The following is a 25,781-nucleotide window of genomic DNA, read 5'->3' on the forward strand; positions in this document are numbered from 1 at the left end:
GACTCTTGCCGAAGAAAACGAAAGCTCGATGGCCAAGGATAATGCGAACGGCGGTAGCGCTTCCGAAGCCCTTGCGTGGACCGCGTTGTGGAATGCCGCGTCGGGTTGCGGCAGCGGCTCGCGCCCGATCAACCCGCAGTCCCTGCGCGCGCTGCCGGCAGGGCGGAAAGGGGTGCGCAAGGCCGCCAAGGTGATCTTCGATGGCCTTATGGTCGGAAGCCAGTCGGCGCCAGCGCAATTGGCTGCCAGGTGGGACAGGTTCGGCGGGGCCATCACCGAGTTGATCGTCGAACTCGGCAAGATCTGGGGCGATCTCGCAGCGGGTCGCCGCGTCCAGTATCAGCTTGAGCAAATGCTTCTCGACTCCGACGACCTTGCCGAGCCGCGCAGACTAGCACTGACACTCGGAATTCGCGTCGACGCTCGAAATCCGACCTCGACCGAACTTCCGGAAGGGGTAGATCAGATCTACGCCTGGCTGATGATGGACGGCCAGACAGAGGCCCGCGTGCAGTTCGGCGCACTCGGGACTGTCACAAGGCGTCATTGGCTTGAATTGACCCCGGATTTCGTGCCCCCTGAGCGGCTTGAACACCGGTCTGATCGGGACAGCCACTTCGCCAAACTCGCGCGATTGGCCGCACAAGCGCAGGAGCTGGTCCGGTCGAGTGCCGAGCCTATAGAGCCTCTTCCCGCGCGGCGCCGGACACTGGCCGCGGATGCGCACGACAAGGATCGCACGTCGTTCTGGGATCGCCATTTCGCGACCGAGGATCCCTGGAAGTACGGTTCTCCCTATGAGCAGGAAAAATATGAGCGGCAGCTCGAAATTCTGCCTGCTGGTGCCATCGGACGGGCGCTTGAGCTGGCCTGCGCGGAGGGCCACTTCACGCGGCAGCTGGCGCCGCGAGTGGGCCATTTGACCGCAACTGACATCTCGGCCGTAGCCATCGGGCGGGCGCGGGCGCGATGCGGCGATCAGCCGAATGTCGAGTTCGGCGTACTGGATTTCTCTGCCGATACGCTGCCTGGCGAGATGGATCTGATCGTCTGTTCGGAAGTGCTGTACTACCTGGATGATCTCGCCGAGTTGCGGCGCGTCGCTAAAAAACTCGCCGAGGCGTTGGCGCCTGGCGGCAGTTTCATCAGCGCGCATGCATTCGTGCTGCGTGACAATGTTGAAAGGACGGGCTTCGACTGGAACACATTCGGTGCACAAGCGATCTCAGAGGCACTGGCAGCGACCGACGGCCTCGTCCTCGAGCAATCGATCCAGACCGAGCTTTATCGCATAGACCGCTTCCGCCGCCTGTCACCAGACGAGGTGGCGGCGGAACCGAGGATTGATCATGTGCCGATCCGCGCGCCCATCGAAATCGGGGTCGCGCGAAAAATCGTCTGGGGCGGGGCGCGGGCCTTGCGCCGCGACGTCGCCCGCAGCGAGCGGCGGCAGCGTGTTCCTGTCCTCATGTATCACAGCATCGCCGATGATGGTCCGGCCGCGCTCGCCCGTTTTCGGTGTACGCCCGCCCTATTCGGCAGCCAGATGGCATGGCTGCGCGCCAATGGCTTTCACGCGATTGCGTCCGAGCAGCTGGAATGGTCCATCGCCAACCGTGAGCCTTTCGCTGGCCGCCCGGTGCTCATCACCTTCGATGACGGCTTCCAGAACTTTGCCGACCATGCCTGGCCGATCTTGCGCGCCAACGACCTGACCGCGGAGGTGTTCCTGGTGACGGACCTGGTGGGTGAAAGTGCACGGTGGGACGCCCACAGCGGTCCGCCGACGCCGCTTATGGACGCCGGGACGGTGCGACGCCTCGCTGGCGAGGGTGCCTTCTTCGGAAGCCATATGGCGACGCATCGCGCGATCGATGGTCTGTCGAGCTCTGACCTGGCCGCCGAGCTCCTGCGCTCCCGTATGTTCATCGAACGGTGGACTGGCCGGCCGACCACGGCGTTCGCGGCACCCTTCTCTGTCACCGACCGACGGCTTGGCCGGCTGGCCAGGGAGTGCGGCTACCGGATCGGCTTCGGCGGCAGACACGGGCCGGCGGGCCTCGATGGCGATCCCATCGACCTTCCACGCATCGAGATCCGCGGGGATCGCTCGCTCGATGACTTTGTTGCCATTGTCGAGGCCGTGCTCGATGAACGGTGAACTTGTCTACTGGGCGACTTGCGACACGGCCGACATCAGCTCCCGTGGGTTTGGCGCCCCAAACATGTATCGCCCGCCCTCCGGAACCTCCGTGAAGCTCCAGCGCACGATCCCCTGCCGGTCCAGCAGGAACTGACCGACCAGTTGTCCGTGTCCCGTTGCCATCATCTGCTCGTCGGCTTCGGTCACTTCGTAGGGGTCCTTCTTCTCTAGGAACTCGCCGGCCGCAAAAGGATCCATTGGGCCGGGCAGCACGCCTGGTATGTCGACCCGCAAGCCCTTTGCCGCTGCCATCGCGACCTTGTACGGCCAGTTCGTCTCGTTTTCGGTGAATTCGAGATTGGGCAGTCCAAAAGCACGATGTGAAGCGCGTTCGGGGTCGGAAGCCGCAAGCAGATTCGGCATTGGGTGGTAGCGGAAATAGAGACGCGCCCGCTCGATCGGCGTGTTGACCACCGTCAGGCTCTCCACACCCTTTTCGCGCAGCTCCGGATCAAGCCGCGCTTGGGCGGCTATATGGCGCCGGCAAAACGCGCAATGCAGACCTCGAAACAGGCCGACCAGCACTGGCTTTTGTCCACGAAAGTCGTCAAGGGCGATCTTGCCTTCCTGGGTAATGGCGTCGAGTACCACGTTCGGCGCGCGGTCACCCGGTTGAAGCGGTACCAAGTCACTAGGCGCGGACATTTCAACCTCCAATCCCGGCTAGTCGAGAAAAGGCAGCACCACGAGCGATTCCGGGTCGAGCCCGTGCTGGGCGCATATATCCTGCGCCAGGGAAAAGTAGCGTTCGGCCTCGGCCAGGTTGTCGAGGTCGAGATTAAGCGTTGCCAGGCCATCATAGCATGGAAACAGCAGTTGGGGTTCGCCCGTTTCGCGGGCCACGTCCAGCGCGTCGTGGAACAACCCAACCGCCAGTTCCGGACGGCCGTTGCATTGGTGGATCTGCCCCAGCACGATCAACGGCACCGGCAGGTGCTCGCGCTGGTCGAGTGCCCGGTCGATCTCGATGGCCTTCTCTGCGGCAGGCACGCCCTCTGTCGGACAGCGATCCGTGAAGGTACAGCAGGCGACCGCCAGATTGGCCAGCAGGCGCGCCTGGAAGCCCAAATCACCGATACGGCGCGCCACGTCGAGACCGCGCCGACAGACTTCGATCGCCCGTGCCGGATCGATGGTCGTATAAAGCACGCCGAGATTGGTGTAGCCACGGCAGGCCGCGCCCAGCAGACCGGCGGCTTCGGCCAATTCGATGCTGCGCTCAACCTGACGCACGGCCTCATGGTTTCGCCCAAGGCGAGCCAGCGCGACAGCCTTGGTATTGAGTGCCTCCGCGGTCACGAGAGTGGCATCTCGCCCCACCTCGGAGACATGCTCCGTTGTCAGGCTGCCTACGCAATCCAGCGCCGCGTCCGCCCATTTTGCCGCGAGAGCATGATCTCCGCTGCGGAAGGCCTGCCGGCCACGCTCTTGCCAGAGATACGCCTGCTCGACCGGGGCATCCGCTCCCTCGAGGAGCGCTGCCGCTTCGGCGTAGCGGGATTCTGCGTTGTCCCGCTTACCGACGTCCCAGAGCAGCCGGCCAATCTTGCGCAAAACGCGCGCCGAGGCGACATGATCGGCTGACTCGCGGTATGCCTGCAGCACCGTCTCGTAGTGCTGGTGCGCGATTTCGCGGCGGCCTGCCGGGCCGCTCAAATCGGCAATGCGCTCTGCAATTGCCAGTTTGAGCGGTGTTTGCCCGATCGCGCCCAAGGCAGTCAGTGCTCGCTCGTAGAGACGAAGGGCGTCGTCATTGGCGTATATCATGCGAGCGCGATCGCCCGCCGCCTGGAGGTGATGCGCGCCTCTCTCCCGCTCAGCACTCAGTGCGAAATGATGACCGAGCACGGTCAAATCCTCGAGCCGTTCCGGCTTGTCGCCGTACAGTTGCTCCAAGGCAGCACCGACCCGCCCGTGGATGTCGGTCCGGCGTTGCAGGAGCAGATTCTGGTAGATTACGTCCTGGAGCAATGTTTGCGTGAAGCGGTAGCTTTGCGACGAGACCGAGCCTGATCCGGCAACTTCCTCGATGATCTCCGCATCGCAAAGCAGTTCGCAGCCGGCTTCCAGCCGGCCGGGGTCGGCCGTCACGGTTTTCAGAAGTGTGGCATCGAAGCGCGGGCCGATTACCGCGGCTTCCTGGGCCAACCGGCGCACCTCTTGGGGCAGCCGGTCGACGCGGGCAAGCAACATTGCCTGGATGGTGGCGGGAATGTCGGTTGCGACTTCGCCCGCCGCAGTCCGCCATCGCTGACCCTCGCGTATCAGTGCACCGCGATCGATAAGGCCGCGAACGATCTCCTCTACAAAAAGCGGGTTGCCGCCCGCACGCTCGAGGATCTGGTCGAGAAGCCTTCCTGCGGAGTTTACCCAGCTCTCGCCGAGAAGCGCCGCCAGCAGGCTGCGTCCGTCATCCCTGTTGAGCGGAGAAAGCCTGAGCGCTGTGTGACTGACCCGACTTGAGTCGAGCTGGCCGTTGTCAGGCCCCGGACGATGCGTGACCAGCAACATCAACCGCGTGCGCTCCAACTTGTCCATGACGAAACGGAGTGCCTCGAGCGACACGGCGTCGGCCCAGTGCAGGTCTTCGACGACAATCAACAGGGGCGACAACGCAAGCCGCCGTTCGATGATTGTGCGGACGGCGTAGAGAATTTGCCGCCGCAACTGCTCGGGCTCGACATGCTGCAAGGTGGCATCGGGGTCGCCAAGGCCAAGCACATGGTAGAGCAAAGGCATCAGCCGCTTCGCTTCTTCGCCCTGCAGGCCGAGATCGGCAAGCAAGTCTGCGAGCTTCCCCCGCATCTCGTCCCCATTGTCGTTTTGCATCATCCCGGCAGCACTGCGCACCACCGCGCCCAAGGCGCCGAATGATTGTTCGCCCAGCGGTGAGCAGGTGGCCTGCCGCACGGCGACGTTGCGAAAACGATCCTCGTCGCCGACGCGGGCGACGAACTCCTTGACCAGCCGCGATTTCCCGATACCGGCTTCTCCGACGAGGCGGACAAGTTGGGCCGAGCCGGCGCAAGCCTGGTCAAGGCTCGCCAGCATTCTGTGGAGCTCCGCACCACGTCCTATTATCGGCGCGCTGAGGCCGAGTGCCTCGAGCCCACGCGCTGCACGCGGCGCCGCAAGCGGTGCATCCAGTCGATGGACGAGCACACTGCCAGCCTTGCCGCGAAGCACGACATCACCCAGCGGTTCGTAAGAGAAGGCATGCCGGGTCAGTCTGTGTGTGAGCTCGCCTACCAGAACCTCACCCGGTGCGGCCAACGATTGCAGGCGTTGCGCCGTATTCACCGTATCGCCGGTCACCGAATAGGATTTGGCGGTGCCGATACCCAATCCGCCAGTGACGACCGGCCCGGTGTTTATGCCAATATGGAGCAACAGGGGCGTGCCGGAGTGGGGGGCGCTTTCGCCGAGCCGCGCCGTCCGGGCGATCATGTCGAGAGCGGCGCGAAGCGCACGTTCCGGATCGTCCTCATGCGCGACCGGCGCGCCGAACAAAGCGAGCAGTGCATCACCGATGAATTTGTCGACGAAACCACCAAAGTTTCGCACGGCCGCCGTCAGCTCCTTGAACAGTTCGTTCTGCAGCGCTTGCATGACCTCGGGATCAAGCTGCTCGCTGAGTGTCGTGAAGCCGCAAAGGTCGGCGAACAGGACCGTTACCGTCCGGCGATCGGCCTCAGAGACGGGATGCAGCCCATCTTCGCCTTCGATGTTCGCAAGCAGCGACGGCGTTCGAGACGGCGGCACAATGGTCCGGCTTGGCGTCGGAGCAGGCCGTTCGACGGCCTTCGCGGGCGCACCGACGCTTGTCCCGCATTTCGGACAGAACTCGAAATCCGGTGCGCAGAGGTAGCCGCAACTGGCGCATGGCACGGGCTGGCGCCTGCCACACTTCGGACAGAAAGCGAAGCCGCCATCAACCTCGAAACCGCAGCCCGAGCAGTCCATAGGACAAGACCTCACTAGGGGCCGTGACGGGGTGATCTCGCTACGCAGTTCACGGCCAGCGTATTTACAAGGATGAACCGATAGCCGTCGACCGGCAAGCGGCAGCTAAAATGGGCACCAGGCGATCGACATGGGCCTGTGGCAGAGCGCTGCCGATGCGGGCGGCTGCGTGGCCGTCGTTTGCGAAAGTTCCCTCTTGCCTCCGTCTTCCTGCTATCGTGGAGATGAGGAGACGGACCCATGAGCGAGAATCGCAAGCTCGCCGCAATCCTGGCTGCAGATGTGGTCGGATACAGCCGGCTCGCAAGCGCGGACGAAGATCGTACCTTAGCGAGGTTGCGGGCGCTGCGCAGCGACCTGATCGATCCGATCATCGCAGTGCACAACGGACATGTGATCAAGCGCACCGGGGATGGGGCGCTGGTTGAGTTCCGCAGTGTGGTGGATGCCGTGCGCTGCGCCATCGAGGTTCAGAACGGTATGGTCGAGCGCAATGCCGGCGTGCCGCAGGACCGCCGCATCGAGTTCAGGATCGGCATCCATCTGGGGGATGTGGTCGAAGAAAGCGACGGCGACCTGATGGGCGACGGCGTCAACATCGCCTCGCGTTTGGAGGGCGTCGCGGCGCCCGGCGCCATTTGCCTGTCCGAGGATGCCTATCGCCAGGTCAGGGCGAGGCTCGACCTCTCGGTCAGCGATCTCGGCAGCACGCAGCTCAAGAACATCGCCGAGCCGATCCGGGTCTATTCGCTGCAAGTCGGCAACGCCGGGACCAAGGTGGCCACGACCTTGGAAACCGCGACGAACCGGCCGGCGACGGCAGCGCCGCCCAAGCTGTCGATCGCCGTCCTGCCGTTCGCCAACATGAGCGGTGACGCCGAACAGGACTACTTCGCCGACGGCATCTCCGAAGACATCATCACGGCGCTGTCCAAACTGTCGCAGCTCTTTGTCATCGCACGCAATTCGTCATTCACCTTCAAGGGCCAGAACGTCCATGTGCAGGAGGTGGGCACGAAGCTCGGCGTGCGGCATGTGCTCGAGGGCAGCGTACGCAAGTCGGGGAACAGGGTGCGCATCACCGCGCAGCTCATCGATGCAATTTCGGGCGGCCATCTCTGGGCGGAGCGGTTCGATCGCGACCTGACCGACATATTCGCCGTGCAGGACGACGTGACGCAGCAGATCGTCGGTGCGCTGGCGCTCAACCTGACAGATGGCGCCCGTCTGCGGCTGGCGCCGGAGCACTCGCGCAACACGGAGGCGTATGACTGTTTCCTGCGCGGGCGGGAGCTGTGGCACCGGCTGACGCAGGACACGAACACCGCAGCCCGCGACCTCTTGCAACGTGCCACCGAGCTGGACCCGAACTTTGCCTCTGCTTACGCTTTCCTCGCCCTCACGCACGGCGTCGATTACCTGAACAGGTGGGGTGCGTCACCGCCGGAATCGATGGTGCAAGCGGAAGAGGCCGCAACGCGGGCGGTAACGCTGGATGACAGCGATCCCTGGGCGCACTGGGCGCTGGCGATAGCCAGGCTGTACACACGACGGCACGATGAGGCCCTCGACGAGGTCGAGCGCGCACTGGTCCTCAATCCGAACTTCGCCGAAGCGCATGTCTGCCGCGGCGAAACGCTGTATTACTCCGGCAGAGCCGAGGAGGCCCTCGAGAGCTTCGCCCGGGGAAAGACCCTGAACCCATACTTTCCGGATGTGCTTCTGCACTTCCAGGCTTTGGCGTTGTTTCAACTGGGAAGGTACGACGAGGCCGTCGACCTCTTGCGCCAACGGCTGGCTCGCAACGCTGTCACCGACGTCTCGCGCGCGCTTCTGGCCGCCAGCTACGGCCATCTGGGCCGTTTGGAGGAGGCCCGCGCGGCATGGCAGGAGCTGCTTCGCGTCAATCCCAATTATTCGCTGGAATACCGTCGCAAAGTCTTGCCTTACAAGAACCCTGCCGATTTCGAACGCATGGTCGACGGCCTCCGCAAGGCCGGTGTGGTGCAATGACAAATGAGGCCATGCGGCCGGGTCAGACGCCAGAGGCTCACCGATAGATCGCCTGGCCGATCTTGCGCCATCGGGCGTTTTCGCGAACCAGTTTCAGGTCGTCGGTCGTCTCGGCAAAAGTCCGCAAACGATATTGCCGGAGCAGGTCGGGGAAGAGCGCCCCTTCCGGCAGGATGGCAAGCTGCTCGCGGACCGAGATCTTTTCATCGATGACCCGCATCCCCCAGGCATTTTCCCGAACCTGCAGCTCCGCAGCCAGATCGCGCTCTTCCAGCACGTTTTCGTCTAGCGCAGCCAGCAGGATCTGATGGAAAAGCGCGACATAGCCAATCTGTCTCAGGCCGCCCACAACCCGCACCCGCGGCAATATGGCTAGGACGAGGAACGTCAGGAACAGGTTCGGCAGCAGCAGTCCGTCCAGCAGCGCCTGCTTGAGATGCGGCCGCTCGAACGGGATGGAAAGACCATGCGGCCTGTCGGGTTCGATCAGGTGCCTGTTCTCGAGGACGAGCTTGCGCACGCGCTGCTCGCGGATGCCCCAGAAATAGTCCGTGGTGTTGGGCAGGAACCTGCCGAAGGGTCCCGATGCGGCCTTTTGCAAGGCATGGTCGAGACGCTGGCGTCTTGCGGGCTCAATCAGCAGCCTGGCAAGAAGGCTGCCGTCATGCTCCAGATGCCGCGCCATGGCGGAAGCGGCGAGCCGATCGTCGATGAAAACCGGCCGGGCCATGTCGGAACGATCCCAACTTGCGACCAGATCCTCATTGAGTTCTGTCAGCGCATCGGCGGCGGTTCCAAACACCTTGTCCTGACTGGCAAGCAGTGTGCCCAGCCAGCGGCTGGCATCCGTTTCATCGCCCACCGCTTCGAGCGCGGGCTTGTTGAGGGAGACGGGACCGGCCGCGCAGGTGCTTTTGCGGCACAGTTTGTGGCGCCCCATGCCAAACAGATTGACCTTGTCGTCGCCGACATCAAGCCATCCCGGCCCTTCCTTGCCTATTGTTTCCATGGTCATTGTCGTTCCCATGAAGCAGAAGAAGGCCGACAGCCCGTTTTCGACAGCGCCGAGCCAGGCAAGGAGGAGGGCATCGAAGGTGATCCGGTCCATCAGAAGCAGGCAGTGCAGGCCGGACTGGACAACCGGTCTGTGCTCGAACTCGTCGAGTGCCTTGCCGATCGCCTCAGGCGGCATGATCGCGCCGAGGCGCTGATGCAGGACTTCGCGCAGGATCGAACGGGCAGCGATCGCCGGCCCCGATGCAGGCCTTGCCAGCGGCCGCCACAGATGGCGGGCGTAATCGGAAACCGGTGCATTCCAGTTTAGCTCGATGTCGCGCACGACTTCAGGGCACAGCCGCGACAGGACAGCCAGAATTTCCGCCGGAGGCGTAGGGGTTGGGTCAGAGACGGCGGTCATCGGTCCCGTCTAGCCGCTTGCGGTGCAAACGCCAAGGGAGACTGGACTTGGTGGATGCGGCCGGCCAGATCATCAACTCGATCAGCCAAGGTTTAGAACCGCAGCCGGGCCATGCTCAGGAGGTCGTGGTACTGCCCGTCGGTAAAACCGGCCTTCACATGCCGGCCTTCAACCTCGAAGCCGTGGCTTGAGTAGAGACGGATGGCCGGTTCGTTGTCGGCATAGACGGTCAATTCGACCCGCTTCAGGGCGCGCCAGTTATCGGCCACGTCAAGCAATGCGCCAAGTATGGCAGAGCCGATGCCCTTGCCGACAAAGCCATCGTCAAGGCCGATATTGATCTCGCCGATATGCGAACGGCGCGGCGAACCCTGCACGACCAGGCTGCCATGGCCGACGACCTTGCCGTCCAACTCGGCGACGATCCAGGTGGTTTCCTGGCCGGACTTGGCGATGCGCCGCTCCACCTGCTCCACCATCTCGAAGGGCATCCTGAGCGTGCCCCAGCGGAAGCCCGGCATGTTGAAGATGGCGCAAAGCGCCTCCGCATCGCTTGGCCGTATGGCGCGGAGCTGCGGCTGGATTTTCTCGGAAGAGGTCGTGCTGGTCATGGCGTTCCCGGCTACAGCAATTCCAGGAAAAGTGTGAGCGGTTTTCCGCCCGGAATTGCGTCAGAACAAAGTGATAGAGCAGTTCGCCGTTTCCTTGAAACGGTGAAATGCTCTAAGGCAATCGGCCCGGCACGATGCACCGGACGTCACCTGAAAATCCAGCTATCTCTGCAGCCTATGCCGCCGATTGCGAGCCAAAATAGCGGGAGGCGGCGTAGAGTTTGAAGACGCCGCTGATGCCGATCCAGCCAAAAAGGGCGAGCCAGCACAACGTCCTGGTCGCCGCCCAGTCGATCCGGTGCACCGCAGCGTCGGTGATGACGAGGCCAAGGATTGCAAGCAGGCCAACCAGAAACTGTGCCAGGCCGAGCACCAGCAGTTCCTCGCGCGGCGCGCCTTTCCAGGCGAGGTATGTGCCGCCGGCGCCGGCGAGGAAGATGGCGCTGTAGACCTGGCCGTGGAAGGGATCGACGGGCCACGGCCAGCTGCTGCTGACCACCCGGGGGAACAGCAACATGCCGACGCCGTAGAGCCCAAGGATCGCCGTTTCCGCCAGCATGTAGCCGCGCCATGCGGGATTCAGGGTCACGCCTTTTGCCGAAGGACGGGCCCTGGCCCACCACAGGAACAGCCCGGATACCGCGGCCGAGGCTAGATAGACCAGGAACCAAAGCCAGGCCGCTTTTCGTTCGAAGTTGAAATAGCCGAGATTGATCAACGAAACCGCCGACACGATGACGGTGAAGATGAAGGCCATGACGAGCACCAGCCTGCCGGGCGACCAGCGATTCCAGAACAAGAGCGCCGCCATCACCGCCATTTCGGCGGTGTAGAAGCCGCCGAGGAAGCGGGCACTGAATGGCGTGACGGGCCAGGGCCAGCGCGGCTTGACCAGCGCCGGCGCGAAAAACAGGCCGGCGCCCACGATCAGGACGATGATGACCCCAGCGGAGAAAATGCGCAGGGCTGCTGGAAATGGCGGGTTGTCGGACGTCTGCATGGAAAGGGCCCCCAAAAGGTGAATACCCGTGGATCATCATAGTGCCGCTTGCGGTCGGATGGAAATCGAGCTGTCACCAGGTTTATCTATTCGAATGGCCGTACGGTCCGTTTCGACGTAAAATGGCAGACTCGGACCAAGGAGCGGTCCGGTCAACACGCCTCGGGAGGCACATTTTCCGGAGCCTGCACGATGAACGAAGCACAGGATCTGTTCTCGCTTCTGCGGCAATCGACCGATGTCGATCCACGGGCAATCGACGCGATCAAGCGAACCATCGCCGAGGGCGAGGATCGCGAGCTTTGCCGCATCAATGTGCCGGCCTTCGCCGGCAAGCATGGCCTCGACGAGGAGCGCGCCATAGGCGCCTTTCTCCATGCGGCGCGGGTGGGCATCTTCGACATTTCCTGGAATGTTCTGTGCCCCGGCTGTGGCGGCGTGCTCGACACCAACGCCACGCTGAAAACCTTGCAGAAGGACGAATACACCTGCGCGCTGTGCTCCGAGGGCTATTCGCCGACCCTCGACGAGATGGTCGAGGTGACATTCACCGTCAGTCCCCGCATGCGCAGGATTGCCGCCCATAATCCACACGAACTGCCGTTGATGGAATATTTCCGGCAGATCTACTGGGCGTCCGGCGTCGATCTGCCGGATGAGGATTTCGCGAAAACGATCGAAGCGTTCTCGTTGGAGGATATCGAGCTTGCGCCCGGTGAAAAGGCGGTCCTGCCCATACAGCTTCCATCCGAATTCATCATTGTCTTCGAGCCGGTCACCCATTCAGCGCAGTTCATCGACGTGAAGGGCGAACCGACAAAGGAGCGCCGAAGCCTCTCTTTGGTCTTCGACCGCGACCATGTCCAGAACCAGACGCTGGAGATGCAACCCGGCCCGTTGCGCATTTCGCTGGAAAACAGGACCGACACCCGCGTGCTGCCGACGGTCTTCATCGCCGGCCAGGCATTGCATGATCTCCTGGGCAAACGCCGGCCCTTCCTCACCGCCAAGCGCCTGCTCACCAACCAGACGTTTCGCGATCTCTATCGCACGGATACGCTCGACATCAACCAGCGCCTGAAGATCACCAGCCTGACCTTCCTGTTCACCGACCTGCGCGGATCGACCGCGCTTTACGAGCGGGTGGGCGACCTTTCGGCCTTCGATCTCGTACGCGCGCATTTTCAGGTTCTGCACGAGATCGTCGCGGCGGAGGCAGGCGCGGTGGTGAAGACGATCGGTGATGCGGTGATGGCGACTTTCGCGACGCCCGATCGTGCGATTGCTGCGGCCCTCAGGATGCGCGATGCCATGCGTGCGCTCAACGAAAAGAGCGGGCGCGAGGATCTGCTGCTCAAGATCGGAATCCATGCCGGCCCCTGCATTGCGGTGTCTATGAACGAGCGACAGGACTATTTCGGCCAGACGGTCAACATTGCTTCGCGGGTCCAGAACCTTGCCACTGCGCAGGCGATCTTCGCCACGCGTGCGGTGGTCGACGACGATCTCACCGCCGATCTGTTGCGCAGGAACGCGTTGACGCCGGTGCCCCACGAGGTCTCGCTGCGTGGCATTGAGCGAGAGATAGCCGTATATACGATCCCCTGAAAACCGGGCCGTTAGGCCCTTACACGCGCCTGTAGATAAAATAACGATCGGCTGATACCGAAGGCGGCGGCGGGACGCGTTGCAACTGCGGGTGATCGAGCGGCGTGCCGCTGACCGCGATGCCGCCGACGCGAAGCAGGCGCGCGGTCAGATCGGGAAGCCAGGTAGAGGTCACGGCATCGCGATCTTCATAGCCGGTGCCGATGTCGGCATGAACAAGAGCGGCGTCGATGCCAATGAACCTGCTCGCCGTCTCGTGTATTTCGCCGAGCACGAGGTTTTCAGCTTCGGGAATTGAGCTGGAGTGTGCGGCAAGTGCGCGGTCGAACGCCACGATCCGGCGTCCCGGCAGGCGCTCGCGCAGATGGTGGAACGTCCGGCCATTGCCGAGGCCGAGTTCGAGCACTGGGCCCTCGATCTTCGCCACCTCGGCGCAGACTTGATCGAGAATGTCGCGCTGTGCGGTCATCCTGCGGATGAAACTCTCGAGGCGACTCATATGCGTTTGTGTGTCCTGAACCAGCCCAAGAGATCGGCAATGCCCCCGACCGGAACGGGTCCGGGCGGAACCCGAGGGCGACGTGTTAAAGCCCGATCAAGTCTCGCCGCATATAGAGGCGAACGATGAACACCGCAATAATCGAACAGGCCGCCGGCAAGGAGCATACAGGGGGCGGCGGCGCGGCGCACTGCGGAATGGCGGTGTCACTTGTAGGGGTCCGCGGCGTCCCGCAACCCGTCGCCGAAGAAGTTGAACGCCATGATGACGAGAATGACGGGGAGCATCGGCAACAGCAGCCATGGATAGAAGGCGATCACGCTGACGCTGCGCGCCTCGGTGAGCAGGATGCCCCAGCTGGTTGTCGGCGCCCTCAGGCCGAGCCCGAGGAAGCTCAGCGCCGTCTCGCCCAGGATCATGCCGGGTATGGAGATCGTCGCCGTTGCGATCAGATGCGACATGAAGCCGGGAATGAGATGCCGTCCGATGATGCGGCTGCTGCTGGCGCCCATCAATTGCGCGGCCAGAACGTAGTCCTCCTCGCGCAAGGCTAGAAGCTTAGAACGCACGGCCCGCGCCAGTCCGGTCCAGTGGATCAGCCCGAGGATGACGGTGATGCCGAAATAGATCAGGATCGGACTCCAGGTTATCGGCATGATCGCCGCCAGAGCCAGCCACAGCGGGATGCTGGGGATCGATTGCAGAACTTCGATTATCCGTTGAACGATCAGGTCGAAGATACCGCCGTGGTAGCCAGCCAGCCCGCCGATGACAATGCCGAGCAGGAAGCTGAAACTGATGCCGACGAGGCCGATTGTCAGTGAAATGCGTGCGCCATAGATGATGCGCGAGAGCACATCGCGCCCCAGCCTGTCGGTGCCTGCCAGAAAGAGCTGGCCGTTTTCGGCGGGGCAGACAAAATGCCTGTCACCTTCGATCAGGCCCCAGAACCGGTAACTGTCGCCCTTGCAGAAGAAACGGATCCGCTGAACATCATCCTGTTTGTCTGTGTAGTTCCGCTTGAGCGTGTCCATATCCAGCGTCATCTGGCGGCCATAGACGAAAGGCCCGACGAACTGGCCGTTGTGGAACAGGTGCACGCGCTGCGGCGGCGAATAGATGTAGTCCATGTTGCGCGTATGCAGATTGTAGGGCGCCAGGAACTCGCAGATCAGTATCCCGAAATAAAGCACTGCCAGGAATATGCCGGATACAACGGCAAGCCGGTGCCTTCGGAATTTCCACCACATCAGCCTTAGCTGCGACGCCTGATAGACCTTCGATTGCTCCGGCGTCATCGCCTCGACCGACTGCAGGTCAAAGGGCGCGATGGAAACGTAGTGTTGCAGTGGAGCACCCGGAGCGGGCAGCGGCGATTGCGTGTTCATTTGGTGCTGCCGCCCTGCAAACGAATTCTTGGATCAAGCAGCGCCAGCGCCAGGTCGGAAATCAGCACACCAATGACCGTCAGGAAGGCGAGGAACATCAGGAACGACCCTGCCAGATACATATCCTGGCTTTGCAGCGCTCTGATCAGCATCGGCCCGGTCGTTTCCAAGGACAGCACGATCGCGGTGATTTCGGCGCCGGAGATGATGGCCGGCAGGATAGAGCCGATGTCGGAAATGAAGAAATTGAGCGCCATGCGCAGCGGGTATTTGACCAGCGCCTTGAAGGGATGAAGGCCTTTGGCGCGCGCGGTCACGACATATTGCTTGTGCAACTCGTCGAGCAGATTGGCACGCAGTCGCCGGATCATGCTTGCCGTGCCCCCGGTGCCGATGATCAAGACCGGGATCCAGAGATGGGCGAGGATCGACTGCGCCTTGGCCCAGCTCATCGGCTCGCCAAGATATTGCTGGTCCATGAGATGGCCGATGGACGTGCCGAACCAGATGTTGGCGAAATACATCAGGATCAGCGCCAGCATGAAGTTCGGAATGGCAAGGCCGAGAAGGCCCAGGAACGTCAGGCCGTAGTCGCCCCAGCTGTATTGATGCGTGGCGGAGTACATGCCGATCGGAAAGGCGATGAGCCAGGTGACGATGATCGTGACGAAGGAAACCAGCACGGTCAGCCACATTCGGTCGCCGACGACGTCGCGAACCGGCAGCTCATACTCGAAGGAATAGCCGAAATCGCCGTGCAGCATCCCGCCGACCCAGTAGAAGTAGCGAATGACCGGCGGCTGGTCGAAACCATATTCCTTGCGCATCATCTGGATGCGATCGGAATCCACCGCTTCGCCCTGAGCCCGAAGCTCGGCGACATAGCTGTCGAAATAGTCGCCGGGCGGAAGTTCGATGATCGTGAACACCAGCGCCGATATGACCAGCAGCGTTGGAACCATCACGGCGATGCGCCAGACAATATATCGAAGCACGCTCAGGTCTCTCCAAGCCAGAATGTATCCGGCATATAGACACCGAAATAGGCAGTCGGGTCGTAGCCGTAGAGCGCCTTGTCAGGCACGTTGCGCAGCCGCGAGGACGCCAGAACCGGCTGATGCGTTGCGTTCACCGTGCCGATCGAAAACACCTGATCGGTGTAGATCGACAGCATTGAATTCCAGATTTCGGCGCGCTCCGTGGCTTCGGTCGATGCGTTCCAGCGCTTGAGCAAAGCCATCAGCTCGACCACAGGCGGAAGGTCGGGCGCCTCACCGAGCGTGCCATGAGACAAATAGTGAGCACCCCAGAGCGGCCATTGCAGCTGATCGTCGACGGTGGGGGCCAACTGGTACGGGTTCATGTCGGCGGTCGGCACGCCATTGTCGATGCCCGACCACATCGACATCATGATCTCACCGCCAAGCGCGCGGCTGCGGAAGATGTCGCGCTGTGACGTCCTGATGAACAGGGCAATGCCGATCTTGCGCCAGTGATCGGTGATGAGTTCGAGCGCGTCGGTTTCCAGCGTGCTTTCGCCGGCCGTTTCCACGATGATCTGCGCCGGGCGACCGTCGGGAAGTATCCGCAGGCCATCATCGTCACGCGTCTGAAGCCCGACCTGGTCGAGCAGCGCATTGGCCTGGTCGGGATCATGGGCGACCCAGGCTTTCGCGAATTCCGGCCGGTAGAGCGGGCTGTCCGGCAGGACCGTATCGGCACTTTCCTGCGCCAATCCGTAGAACACAGCCAGATTGATCTCGCGCCTGTCCACAGCGAGCGAAAGTGCGCGGCGCACGCGTACGTCACGGAAAAGGCCACGCCACACCTGGTCGGCACAATTCAGATTGGGCAGCAGCGCCAGCCGCGAGCCCTGTGTGCGTTTCCAGAGATGCATCTTCACCGGGTAGCGCTTCTCCGCGTCCTTCAGGAAGGAGTAGTCGGCAAAGTCGATTCCCATGCATTGCAGGTCGCTCTCGCCGGCACCGGTCTTGGCGGAAATGATTGCCGACGAGCTGACATTCATGACAATCCGGTCAACATAGGGCAGTTGCCGGCCATTCTCGTCTGTTCGATGAAAGAACGGGTTGCGCTCGAAGATGAACTGCTCAGCCGGCGGCTTGGTCCGGTTCTGCCAGGGATCGAGCGTCGGCAACTCCGGGTTCTCCGGGCGATACTGCCGCGACATGCGGATATGCAGGAGCGTCCATTTCTTCGCCCGGTACTCCTTCATCAGGCCGGCTAGCCGGAAGGGATCCTGGTATTTCTTGTGGAACTGCTTGAGATAAGCGGCCGGCAGAACAAGCGGTAGCGGCGAGGCAGCTGCGAGCTTGGGCAGGAAATCGGGATTGGGCGCAGCCCAACTATAGCGGACCGTCAACGGATCGACGATCTCGAAGCGTGGTGGCTTGCCGTCCGCCAGCAGGGAAGGGGCGAGCCCGTCTTGCGAAAGTTCATCGTTCAGCCAGACATCTTCCCAGCAATAGCGAAAATCCTCCGACGTCAGCAGGCTGCCGTCGGACCATTTATGTCCTTCCCGTATCTTGAACGTGAAGACGCGATCATCCGCTACGTCGAAACTTTCGAGAATGTCGGCTTGCAAGTTGAGCTTTTCGTCATAGCCGACCAGCCGAGCATACCCGTAGATCGTCATCATCCGGATATCTTTCTGGCTGCCGATGATCGTGCGCAGCGTGCCGCCATACTGGCCGGGCTGCCGGCCCATCGCAGCGAGATTCAACGCGCGCGGGCGCTTGGGCAGGCGTTCGGCGAGCGCCGGCAGCGCCCTGGCCTTCAGCTGCGGCTGAAGAAATTCCGGCTCCAGATCGGCGGCGCGCAACGTGCCCGGCAGAAATGCCGAAGCCATGAGACCAAGGACGGTGCGGCGGCTGATCAATGGCGTAGGTCTCTGACATCGGCCGAACGTCGAGCCAGCACGAGGTGGCCGCCGCCAAGGTCGAGCGGCGACAGCATATCCTCGTCGCCCTCGTCGCGGAATTGCGGTCCCCATGCGCTGGTATCGGAAGCGCCCCCGAGCTTCAGCGTCTTGAAATCCATCGGCCTGTCGAGATCCGGGAAAGGTACCGCGGCGACCAGTGAGCGCGTGTAGGGGTGGACCGGTTTCCTAAGCAGAATTTCGCGCGGCGCAAGCTCGACGATACGCCCGCCGCACATCACCGCGATGCGGTCTGCCATGTAGTCCACCACAGCCAGGTTGTGGGATATGAACAGGTAGGTCAGGCCCAGTTCCTTCTGCAGGTCCTTCAGGAGGTTCAGGATCTGCGCCTGGACAGAGACATCGAGCGCCGAAACCGGCTCGTCGCAGATCAGAAGTTCAGGCCCCAGCGCCAATGCGCGAGCGATGCCGATACGCTGACGCTGCCCGCCGGAGAAACTGTGCGGATAACGCTTGATGAAGCGCGGATCGAGCCCGATTGCCTGCATCAGGCTCTTGACGGTGGCCAGTCGGGACGCGGCATTGCCGCGCTGATGAATTTCCAGCGGCTCGCTCAAGATGTTCTCCACCGTCATGCGCGGTGAAAGCGACGAAACCGGATCCTGGAAGACCATCTGGATTTTCGCGCGCAGCATGCGCAGGGTGTCTCCCTCGGCCTCCAAGACGTCGATCGATCTGTCGCGGCCGTTGAAGACCACGGAGCCGCCGCTAGGGGTGACTGCCCGCATCAGCATCTTGCTGACGGTGGTTTTGCCGGAGCCGCTTTCGCCGACCAGACCCAGGCACTCGCCCCGCCTGATATCGAAGCTCACGCCGTCCACGGCGCGAACAGTGGTTTGATGACTGCCGCCGAACCATCCGGACTTGCGGGTGGTGAAGACCTTTTTCAGATCCCTGACCGACAGCAGGATGTCGTCCGGCCCCGTCGATGCCGGCGCCGTCTGCTTGCCGAGCAGGTTCCCGACATTCACCGGCACCTCGCGGAGCGCCTTCAGCCTTTCGCCAGGCTTCAGGTCGAAATGCGGTACGGCTGCCATCAGGCCCTTCAGGTAGGGGTGGCCCGGCCGGCGGAATATCGCCTCCACAGGTCCAGCTTCCATGATCTCGCCATGGTACATGACCACCACCTCGTCGGCGACATTGGCGACAACGCCGAGGTCGTGCGTGATCAGCAGCATCGCCATGTTCAGCTTGGTCTGAAGCTCGCGCAGCAACTGCAGGATTTGCGCCTGGATGGTGACGTCCAACGCCGTCGTCGGCTCATCGGCGATCAGCAAAGCGGGCCGGCAGATAAGAGCCATGGCGATCATGGCGCGTTGACGCAATCCTCCCGAAAGTTCAAAGGGATACATGTCATAGGCGCGCTTGGGATTGGGAAAGCCGACAAGGCTGAGCATTTCCTCCGTCCGCGCCTTGCGCTCCACCCGAGCCATGGGCGTATGAATCTGCAGCGATTCGCTGACTTGGTTGCCGATCGTGTGCAGCGGTGACAGTGATGTCATCGGCTCCTGAAAGATCTTGCCGATGCGACTGCCTCTCAACGCCCGGATTTCGGGTCCATCGCGCGGCATCTGCAGGATATCCTGCGTCGTGCCGGGCTTTTCAGGATCGGAAAACAGGATACGGCCGCGAACATGGGCTGTGTTCGGCAAAATGCCCATCACGGCCTGGCTGAGAACCGATTTTCCGGAACCTGACTCGCCCACAAGCGCGGTAACCTTGCCGGGCAGGACGCGAAGACTTGCGCGCCTGACGGCATGCAACGGTCCCCCGATAATGGCAAAAGAGATGCCAACATCTTCGATCCGCAGCAGATCAAAACCCGAATTCATTCTCGCACCAGCCCCACTCTGGCAGTCCAGAAAGCGAGACTAGCGCATTGCCAGCCTAGAGCAACTTGGATTCGAAACGGTCGCCCTTGGCGGGACCGACGACCGGACTGCCCGCCACGGCGTTCGGACCGGATTGGTGCGGTTACTGGAGCTTGCTCGGGTCGCCCGCGGATATCCGCGCGGTATCGCGATGAAGCAGCATGACCTGCTCGGCGTCCGATCTTCGGTCGTGAATCGGCTCCAGCGCAGCGTCTTCATCGAGTGCGAGAGCACCCGACAGATCGGGTGCAAGCACCGTCAGCTTCTGCTTGATGCCTCGCAGTTCCTCCTTGCCGAGCGTCAACCAGCTGTTGGTCCCGCAGTAGCTGGCGAAGTCTTCGCTGGCGAGAACGCTGTGCGGATATTTCTTGGTCAGGGTCTGGAGGCGCTGGACCTCGTTTACAGCCGAGCCGAAGGCGGAGAATGTGAGCCTGTCGGTAAGCCCGACATTGCCGAACATCACATTGCCGACATGCAGGCCGATGCCAAATTGTATATCGCCCAACCCCTGCTCCTTTCTGCGCAGATTGAGATCCATCATGCGCGCGGTGGCTTTGTGCGCGGCCGCAAGAGCAGCCTGGCAGGCGATTTCGGACTGCGAGCGGTGTCTTTCGCAAGGGTAGACGGCAATGAAGCCATCCCCGATGAAACTCATAATCTGTCCGCCTTTGCGATTGAAAGGTGCGGCAACGGCGTCGAAAAACTGGTTCAGCGTATCGATATAGATTTCGCGGCCGGAGGTTTCGGCAAGCCTCGACGATCCACGCATATCGCCCATGACCAGCGCGGCCCGGATTGTATCGCCCTCGCCGCGTTTGATCTGGCCGTCCAGCACGCGCCTGCCGGCGTCGCCGCCGAGATAGGTGGTCATCATGTTGTCGGCGAGCTTGGTGAGCACCGCCATCTTGGTTGCGATAGCGAGATGGCTCTGGATGCGCAGCAGCGCCGAAATCATGCTGTCGCTGAAGCCTGTAGCACTGTCGGTGGACCAGGACCCGATCATGCCCTGACTGGTGTTGCCGCTGAAGGGATGGACGAAAGCCATGTAATCGGTGACGCCGATAAGCCTGAGTTCCTCGAAAATAGGAAATTCCGGCGGCAATGACGGATCGATCCGGCGTCGCAGATGGTCGAGCTTGTTGCTGAGCAGATGGTAGTATGGGCTGGTCAGAAATCTGTCGGACGGCCCGCCGGGCTCGGCGCGGAAGCCTTCCACTTCTATGCCTTGGCCGCGAAACCAGGTGAAGCCAAGCGCGTCATAAAGCGGATGAAGCATCGAAAAGCTCAAATGCACCCGCTTCAGCGGCAGGCCGGCAGCAGCCAGCCGTTCGCAAAAGCCTTTTACCAATGTTTCCAGGTCGCTGCCCGCCAGCGCCGATTGGTTCAGCCAATCGGCAACCTTATCCATGAGAATGGTGGAAATTTCTGCTCGCGCTGTGCTCATGCTATCCCGAAACCTGTCCTTTGATCCGCCATAACACAGTCCGCCAACGACCCAAAGATAAAGCCCCGACGTCATGAGGCCGGCTTCGGCTGCATGCGTCAAGGAATTTCCCGGATGACTGTCCTTGCAACGAAAGGAGCGGGCGTAACTGCATCTATGTCCTGCGTCGCCTTATGTGGCGAGGCTGCCGGCGGAGTGCAATCACGATCCTGACATCCGGCAAAAAATTCGCCGGCTCAGACACCGTCAGGCCTTCACCACCGTGTCTCGGGCCAGCCCGAGGCGGCCAAAAACATTGCGTGTGTCGAGGATCAGAAGGGCGTGATCAGCGATGGTCTGGTAGTCGATCGCGTCGTGGTCGGTTGCAACGACCACAGCATCGAAACCCTTCAAGGCCGCCTCGGTCAATTCGACCGAGCGGCGCCCCTTGATCGCCATATGCTCCCGTGTGGTCGGGATCTCGGTAACATGCGGATCGTGGAATTCCGCCTTGCCGCCCCATTCCTCGATGAGCTCAATGAGCCGCAATGAGGGGCTTTCGCGGATGTCGGGCACATTCTTCTTGTAGGCCAGCCCGATGATGAGAATGCGCGAGCGGCTGAGCGCCTTGCCGCAGCGCCGGTCCAGCGCCTTCGCCAGTTCATCGACCACATGACGCGGCATGGCCGTGTTGATCTCTGCCGCCAGCTCGATGAAGCGGGTCGGCAGTTCGTATTCGCGCGCCTTCCACGTCAGGTAGAAGGGATCGATCGGAACGCAGTGCCCGCCAAGTCCGGGGCCAGGATAGAAAGGCATGTAGCCGAAGGGCTTGCTCTTTGCCGCCTCGATCACCTCCCAGATGTCGATGCCCATCGCCCCGAGCACGACCTTCAATTCGTTGACGAGGGCTATGTTGACCGAACGGAAGATGTTTTCCGTCAGCTTGACCGCCTCGGCAGTCGCGGTGGTGGAAACCGGAACGACGGTCTTGACCACGCTTTGGTAGAAAGCCTGCACGAGCGCCGCCGCTTCAATCCCGTCGCCTGCCACGACCTTGGGGATCGTCGCGACTTCAAAGCTGCGGTTGCCGGGATCCTCGCGTTCGGGCGAGAAGCCGAGGAAGAAGTCTATCTTCGACTGCAAGCCGGTTGCTTCCAGTATGGGCTTGATCACGTCGTCGGTGGTGCCGGGATAGGTGGTCGATTCCAGCACGACGAGCTGGCCGAGACGCAGATGTTTCGCGATGGTGCCTGCCGTGTTCGTGACAAAGGAGAGATCCGGCTCACGGTGTTTCGTCAGCGGTGTCGGAACGCAGATGATGATGACATCGCAGACGGCCAGTTCGGCAAAATCCGCGGTGGCGCGGAACCGTCCGCTCGCCACCTGGCCGGCAAGGGCTGCCGACGTCACTGCCTCGATGTAGGATTGGCCCTTGTTCAGGCTCTCGACCTTCCGGGCTTCGATGTCGAAGCCGGAAACCGGGAAGCCGGCGCGTGCGACCGCAACCGCCAGCGGCAACCCGACATAGCCCAGTCCGATCACGCCGACCTGCGCGGCGCGCGTCGAAATCCGGTTCAGAAGACTGTCATATATCGATTGTGAGGCGTCCAAAAATCTGCTTTCCAGTCAATTCGGACAGGCTGTCCGTTGTCATGGCGAGGCTCACCTTGTCCCCGGAACCATGGCCGAGGCATATTGCGGAAGATCAATTTCCGCAAGCCGTCCTCAAACCGGCGCCTTCGCCTTCAGGCTTGCGGCAGCCATCGCATAGCCGCCCGCGGCGCCATCGATGAAATGAACATGATCGCGTTGCAGCGGCGAGGCGACGAGGCATGTCATCAAGGCCGATTTCTGGCGGTGCAGGCCGTAGCTGCAGATGCCCGCCTCTTCCGCCTGTTTCAGCCGGCTCTCGATCCGTTGCAACACATCAGCGTCAACGTCGATGGTCATCTTCAAGCCGTCGTCGAACTTCCGGAAATCCGAATTGCTGGCCACCTCGCGTTTGTAGACCTTCGGATCGAAACGACCGATGGTCCAGCCAAATCTGTCGGTGACCGCCGTAAGCGTCATCAGGAATATCACCCACAGCTTCGCCAGCCACCGCCGCCCTGGCGGCGCCGTGGCCCGCGCCTCGACATCGAGGCCGGCGGGCAGCAGACTGTAGGCTGGCCCGTCCACCGGCACCGGGTGACCATCGCGCTCCTGCCGGCCGGCAAGGGCGATGATGTCGGAAGCCAGAAACTGAAAACCGCGCAAGTCGCGCGACACTCCCGGTATGGCTATGATCGAGACGATTTCGCCGTGCCGGGCTTCTATCGGGTTCCAACGGCAGGAGAGGCCGGTCAGATCCGGCCGCGCGCCGGCCGGCGCGGGATCGATGCGGTAGCGCCCGGCTTTCATCTCGGCTTCCGCCCAACTGCCGCCACCGCCGGCGAACATGGCATAGAAGACCGCTTCGGAGGCCTGGAACCTCGCCACGCGAACGTCGAGGCCTTGCGCTCTAATATCCTTTATCGGCACGATTGCGGCACGCAAGGTCAGGTCCAGTTCGTCCGCCACCCATCTCTGGACAGCCGCAAGCGCGTTGCGGGTGACCTCCAGCGCCGAGCCGGGAAACGCCACGAGCGCGCCGTCGCCGCCGAAGACAAAGGGGAGATCTTGCCGACCCAGCGCATTGAGCAGCGCCGAAATGACGCTGGCGCCGGCCATGTTGACGGTTTTGTAGCGCCCGGCCTCGATCGCCTTGGTCGAGCCGACGATGTCGGCGGTGGCCAGCGCCCAGCCATCAGGGAGAGGCCGATAGTTGTCGATATCGGCAACGCTTTCGAACTTTGCGAAGACCGGCAGGGAAGCGACAAACGGGTCGGACGCGGCAGCTGTTTCCATGAGCATCAGATAGCACATTCCACGGCTTGAAGGCGAAGGCGATCATGCTTTGAAATTGACTTGCCAAGGCTTTCTGGGGATAGGTCCGGCGATGCGAATTGCCTTCTACGCGGCGCTGAAGTCGCCCAACCATCCCGTTGCCTCCGGCGACCGCCAGATGGCACGGATGCTCATCAAGGCGCTGGAGCACGCAGGGCACAGCGTCGAACTGGCATCCGAATTACGCTTCTATCTACGCGATCCGGAATTGAAAAGTTTCGAAGCGCTCAAGATCGAGGCCCGAGAAGAAGCCGCGCGGCTGACCAAGCTTTGGGATCGTGACGGCAAGCCCGATCTTTGGTTCACCTACCATCCCTATTACAAGGCGCCCGACCTGATCGGGCCCGAGTTGGCGTCGGCTTTTGCTGTCCCCTATGTGACAGCGGAAGCCTCCTATTCGAGGCGGCGCAACGCCGGCTTGTGGGCCGATGCGCAAGCGTTGGTGGCGCGAGCCGTCGCACAGGCGGCGCTGAACATCTGCTTCACGCAAAGGGATCGTCAGGGACTGGCAGATGCGATACCCGACGCCGCTTTCGGCATGCTTTCGCCTTTCATCGACACATCGGTGTTCCGGGAAACGCCGGCATGGGGGGTGTCCGACGCGCCTCGTTACCGTCGCCATGATGCGCCCGGGCGACAAAGTCGAAAGCTATCGCATGCTGGCGCAAGCGCTCGATTCGATCCGCCACCTGCCCTGGACCATGTCGGTCGTCGGGGACGGGCCTGCCCGTGACGAGGTCAAAGCGCAATTCGCCGGCTTGCCTGCCGACCGTATCGAATGGTTTGGCGCGATTGAGCCAGCCGCCGTGCCGGATATCCTGTGCAGTGGGGGAATTTACGTCTGGCCTGGTTACGGCGAGGCCTATGGTGTTGCCTATCTTGAAGCACAGGCCGCCGGCCTACCGGTGGTGGCTCAGGACATCGCCGGCGTGCCGGAGGTCGTGCGGGATGGCCAGACCGGGTTTCTCACCCCGCCGGGCGATGTGGCGGCGTTCGCTTCCGCCATTGAAAGGCTGCTGGCCCGTAACGACGAAAGAACCATCATGGCCGCAGAAGCCAGACGGTTCGTCCTCGAAGAACGTTCCCTCGGTGGTGCAGCGGCGCGTCTGGCCGAACTTCTCGCGAAGATACCGGTTTCATGACATCCGATCAAATCTGGCAGCCTTTGGTTGAAGAACTGGCGCGCCGGCACCGGGCGGGCCGTAAGGCAGAGTTCTGGCTGCGCGACGATGACGCCGTGGATCCAACGCGTGCGCTTGATCGGCTGCTCGACCTCACGGCTGAATTCGCGGTTCCGGTCACTCTGGCCGTCATTCCGGCCGTGACTGATGAGAAGCTTGTCGTCCGGCTTGACCAGGCGCCGCATGCCACGGTCGCCATCCATGGCTGGGCGCACCGAAATCATGCGCCCGAGGACCAGAAAAAGCAGGAGCTCGGCCCGCATCGGCCACGCGAGGCGGTGCTTGATGATCTGGCACGCGGGCTGTCGCACGTAACCGGCCTGCACGGCGCACGTGCCGTTCCGATGCTGGTGCCACCCTGGAACAGGATCGACACCGGCTTGGTGTCCGACCTTGGATCGATAGGATTTGTGGCATTGTCGGTCTATGGGCCGCCGAAGCCGGCTTCGCTGGCGGTCATCAACAGCAATGTCGACATCATGGATTGGCATGGCACGCGCGGTTGCCGCGATCATGGCCTGTTGGTTCAGGCTATCACCGCGCAATTGCAGCATACGTTCGACGGCGGCGAACCGGTCGGCCTGCTCACCCACCATCTCGTGCATGATGAATCGGCCTGGCTTTTCCTCGAAAGGCTGTTCACAGTCACCGCACAAACCGAGGCCTGCGCATGGCTTCCGATCAGGACATTGATCGAGCGCGGCGCCAGCTCAGGAAAATAGC

The 25,781-nt window shown here is 62.2% G+C and carries 17 protein-coding genes and 1 pseudogene; 5 read left to right on the forward strand and 13 right to left on the reverse strand.

The features are described from left to right. Positions 1 to 28 precede the first annotated feature (28 nt). Positions 29 to 2,161: an SAM-dependent methyltransferase gene (locus HB778_RS21305; RefSeq protein WP_244661553.1), complete on the forward strand. Its 2,133-nt coding sequence runs from the start codon at positions 29 to 31 to the stop codon at positions 2,159 to 2,161. A 6-nt stretch (positions 2,162 to 2,167) separates the two neighbouring features. On the opposite strand, the gene HB778_RS21310 is transcribed toward HB778_RS21305, so the two are convergent. Both HB778_RS21310 and HB778_RS21315 read right to left on the reverse strand, forming a co-directional pair. Continuing rightward, positions 2,168 to 2,848: a redoxin domain-containing protein gene (locus HB778_RS21310; protein WP_183465167.1), complete on the reverse strand. Its 681-nt coding sequence runs from the start codon at positions 2,846 to 2,848 to the stop codon at positions 2,168 to 2,170. Between the two features lie 18 nt (positions 2,849 to 2,866). After that, a complete protein-coding gene (locus HB778_RS21315) occupies positions 2,867 to 6,166 on the reverse strand; it encodes an adenylate/guanylate cyclase domain-containing protein (protein WP_183456724.1) in 3,300 nt (1,099 codons plus the stop codon). Positions 6,167 to 6,406: 240 nt separating this feature from the next. Between HB778_RS21315 and HB778_RS21320 the strand changes: the two genes are divergently transcribed. After that, positions 6,407 to 8,179, forward strand: a complete 1,773-nt coding sequence (locus HB778_RS21320) for an adenylate/guanylate cyclase domain-containing protein (RefSeq protein ID WP_183456726.1) — start codon at positions 6,407 to 6,409, stop codon at positions 8,177 to 8,179. 37 nt (positions 8,180 to 8,216) lie between these two features. Here the strand turns inward: HB778_RS21320 and HB778_RS21325 are convergent, their stop codons facing one another. The 3 genes from HB778_RS21325 to HB778_RS21335 form a co-directional block, all read right to left on the reverse strand. Beyond that, complete coding sequence (locus tag HB778_RS21325) at positions 8,217 to 9,596, reverse strand: hypothetical protein (protein WP_183456728.1); 1,380 nt, start codon at positions 9,594 to 9,596, stop codon at positions 8,217 to 8,219. Between the two features lie 92 nt (positions 9,597 to 9,688). Further along, positions 9,689 to 10,207: a GNAT family N-acetyltransferase gene (locus tag HB778_RS21330; protein ID WP_183456730.1), complete on the reverse strand. Its 519-nt coding sequence runs from the start codon at positions 10,205 to 10,207 to the stop codon at positions 9,689 to 9,691. A gap of 175 nt (positions 10,208 to 10,382) precedes the next feature. After that, a complete protein-coding gene (locus tag HB778_RS21335) occupies positions 10,383 to 11,207 on the reverse strand; it encodes a hypothetical protein (protein ID WP_183456732.1) in 825 nt (274 codons plus the stop codon). A gap of 192 nt (positions 11,208 to 11,399) precedes the next feature. Here HB778_RS21335 and HB778_RS21340 point away from each other — a divergent pair, with 192 nt between their 5' ends. Next, on the forward strand, positions 11,400 to 12,815 hold the full coding sequence (locus HB778_RS21340) for an adenylate/guanylate cyclase domain-containing protein (RefSeq protein WP_183456734.1): 1,416 nt from the start codon (positions 11,400 to 11,402) through the stop codon (positions 12,813 to 12,815). 19 nt (positions 12,816 to 12,834) lie between these two features. On the opposite strand, the gene HB778_RS21345 is transcribed toward HB778_RS21340, so the two are convergent. The 8 genes from HB778_RS21345 to HB778_RS21380 all read right to left on the reverse strand — a co-directional run bounded on the left by HB778_RS21345 (position 12,835) and on the right by HB778_RS21380 (position 23,856). Then, entirely contained in the window at positions 12,835 to 13,314 is a 480-nt protein-coding gene (locus tag HB778_RS21345; protein ID WP_183456736.1) for a class I SAM-dependent methyltransferase, read from the reverse strand. A gap of 206 nt (positions 13,315 to 13,520) precedes the next feature. Next, positions 13,521 to 14,702, reverse strand: a complete 1,182-nt coding sequence (locus tag HB778_RS21350; protein ID WP_183456738.1) for an ABC transporter permease — start codon at positions 14,700 to 14,702, stop codon at positions 13,521 to 13,523. Then, positions 14,699 to 15,697: an ABC transporter permease gene (locus HB778_RS21355; protein WP_027031334.1), complete on the reverse strand. Its 999-nt coding sequence runs from the start codon at positions 15,695 to 15,697 to the stop codon at positions 14,699 to 14,701. Before HB778_RS21355 ends, HB778_RS21350 begins: the two co-directional genes overlap by 4 nt. Before the next feature lie 2 nt (positions 15,698 to 15,699). Continuing rightward, complete coding sequence (locus HB778_RS21360; RefSeq protein WP_183456740.1) at positions 15,700 to 17,598, reverse strand: ABC transporter substrate-binding protein; 1,899 nt, start codon at positions 17,596 to 17,598, stop codon at positions 15,700 to 15,702. After that, the gene (locus tag HB778_RS21365) at positions 17,595 to 19,490 is read right to left on the reverse strand and encodes an ABC transporter ATP-binding protein (protein WP_183456742.1); all 1,896 of its coding nucleotides are present in this window, start codon (positions 19,488 to 19,490) and stop codon (positions 17,595 to 17,597) included. The genes HB778_RS21360 and HB778_RS21365 overlap by 4 nt, the downstream gene beginning before the upstream one ends. A 142-nt stretch (positions 19,491 to 19,632) precedes the next feature. Further along, the gene (locus HB778_RS21370) at positions 19,633 to 20,973 is read right to left on the reverse strand and encodes an adenylate/guanylate cyclase domain-containing protein (protein ID WP_095197951.1); all 1,341 of its coding nucleotides are present in this window, start codon (positions 20,971 to 20,973) and stop codon (positions 19,633 to 19,635) included. Positions 20,974 to 21,219: 246 nt separating this feature from the next. After that, complete coding sequence (locus tag HB778_RS21375; protein ID WP_183456744.1) at positions 21,220 to 22,563, reverse strand: nucleotide sugar dehydrogenase; 1,344 nt, start codon at positions 22,561 to 22,563, stop codon at positions 21,220 to 21,222. Between the two features lie 114 nt (positions 22,564 to 22,677). Continuing rightward, a complete protein-coding gene (locus HB778_RS21380) occupies positions 22,678 to 23,856 on the reverse strand; it encodes a DUF3095 domain-containing protein (RefSeq protein WP_183456746.1) in 1,179 nt (392 codons plus the stop codon). Between the two features lie 73 nt (positions 23,857 to 23,929). Between HB778_RS21380 and HB778_RS21385 the strand changes: the two are divergent. Together HB778_RS21385 and HB778_RS21390 are read left to right on the forward strand one after the other, a co-directional pair. Next, positions 23,930 to 25,019: pseudogene (locus HB778_RS21385) on the forward strand (glycosyltransferase family 4 protein). Beyond that, complete coding sequence (locus HB778_RS21390) at positions 25,016 to 25,780, forward strand: polysaccharide deacetylase family protein (protein ID WP_183456748.1); 765 nt, start codon at positions 25,016 to 25,018, stop codon at positions 25,778 to 25,780. Before HB778_RS21385 ends, HB778_RS21390 begins: the two are co-directional and overlap by 4 nt. Position 25,781: the final 1 nt, after the last annotated feature.

The organism is Mesorhizobium huakuii, from assembly GCF_014189455.1.
Classification (GTDB): Bacteria; Pseudomonadota; Alphaproteobacteria; order Rhizobiales; family Rhizobiaceae; genus Mesorhizobium; species Mesorhizobium huakuii_A.

Bases quoted from the DNA above. Each gene is read 5' to 3' on its own strand.
- HB778_RS21325 (WP_183456728.1), bottom strand. From the start codon at position 9,596: ATGACCGCCGTCTCTGACCCAACCCCTACGCCTCCGGCGGAAATTCTG.
- HB778_RS21365 (WP_183456742.1), bottom strand. From the start codon at position 19,490: ATGAATTCGGGTTTTGATCTGCTGCGGATCGAAGATGTTGGCATCTCT.
- HB778_RS21335 (WP_183456732.1), bottom strand. From the start codon at position 11,207: ATGCAGACGTCCGACAACCCGCCATTTCCAGCAGCCCTGCGCATTTTC.
- HB778_RS21370 (WP_095197951.1), bottom strand. From the start codon at position 20,973: ATGAGCACAGCGCGAGCAGAAATTTCCACCATTCTCATGGATAAGGTT.
- HB778_RS21380 (WP_183456746.1), bottom strand. From the start codon at position 23,856: ATGTGCTATCTGATGCTCATGGAAACAGCTGCCGCGTCCGACCCGTTT.
- HB778_RS21315 (WP_183456724.1), bottom strand. From the start codon at position 6,166: ATGGACTGCTCGGGCTGCGGTTTCGAGGTTGATGGCGGCTTCGCTTTC.
- HB778_RS21320 (WP_183456726.1), top strand. From the start codon at position 6,407: ATGAGCGAGAATCGCAAGCTCGCCGCAATCCTGGCTGCAGATGTGGTC.
- HB778_RS21345 (WP_183456736.1), bottom strand. From the start codon at position 13,314: ATGAGTCGCCTCGAGAGTTTCATCCGCAGGATGACCGCACAGCGCGAC.
- HB778_RS21340 (WP_183456734.1), top strand. From the start codon at position 11,400: ATGAACGAAGCACAGGATCTGTTCTCGCTTCTGCGGCAATCGACCGAT.
- HB778_RS21305 (WP_244661553.1), top strand. From the start codon at position 29: ATGGCCAAGGATAATGCGAACGGCGGTAGCGCTTCCGAAGCCCTTGCG.
- HB778_RS21390 (WP_183456748.1), top strand. From the start codon at position 25,016: ATGACATCCGATCAAATCTGGCAGCCTTTGGTTGAAGAACTGGCGCGC.
- HB778_RS21310 (WP_183465167.1), bottom strand. From the start codon at position 2,848: ATGTCCGCGCCTAGTGACTTGGTACCGCTTCAACCGGGTGACCGCGCG.
- HB778_RS21350 (WP_183456738.1), bottom strand. From the start codon at position 14,702: ATGAACACGCAATCGCCGCTGCCCGCTCCGGGTGCTCCACTGCAACAC.
- HB778_RS21330 (WP_183456730.1), bottom strand. From the start codon at position 10,207: ATGACCAGCACGACCTCTTCCGAGAAAATCCAGCCGCAGCTCCGCGCC.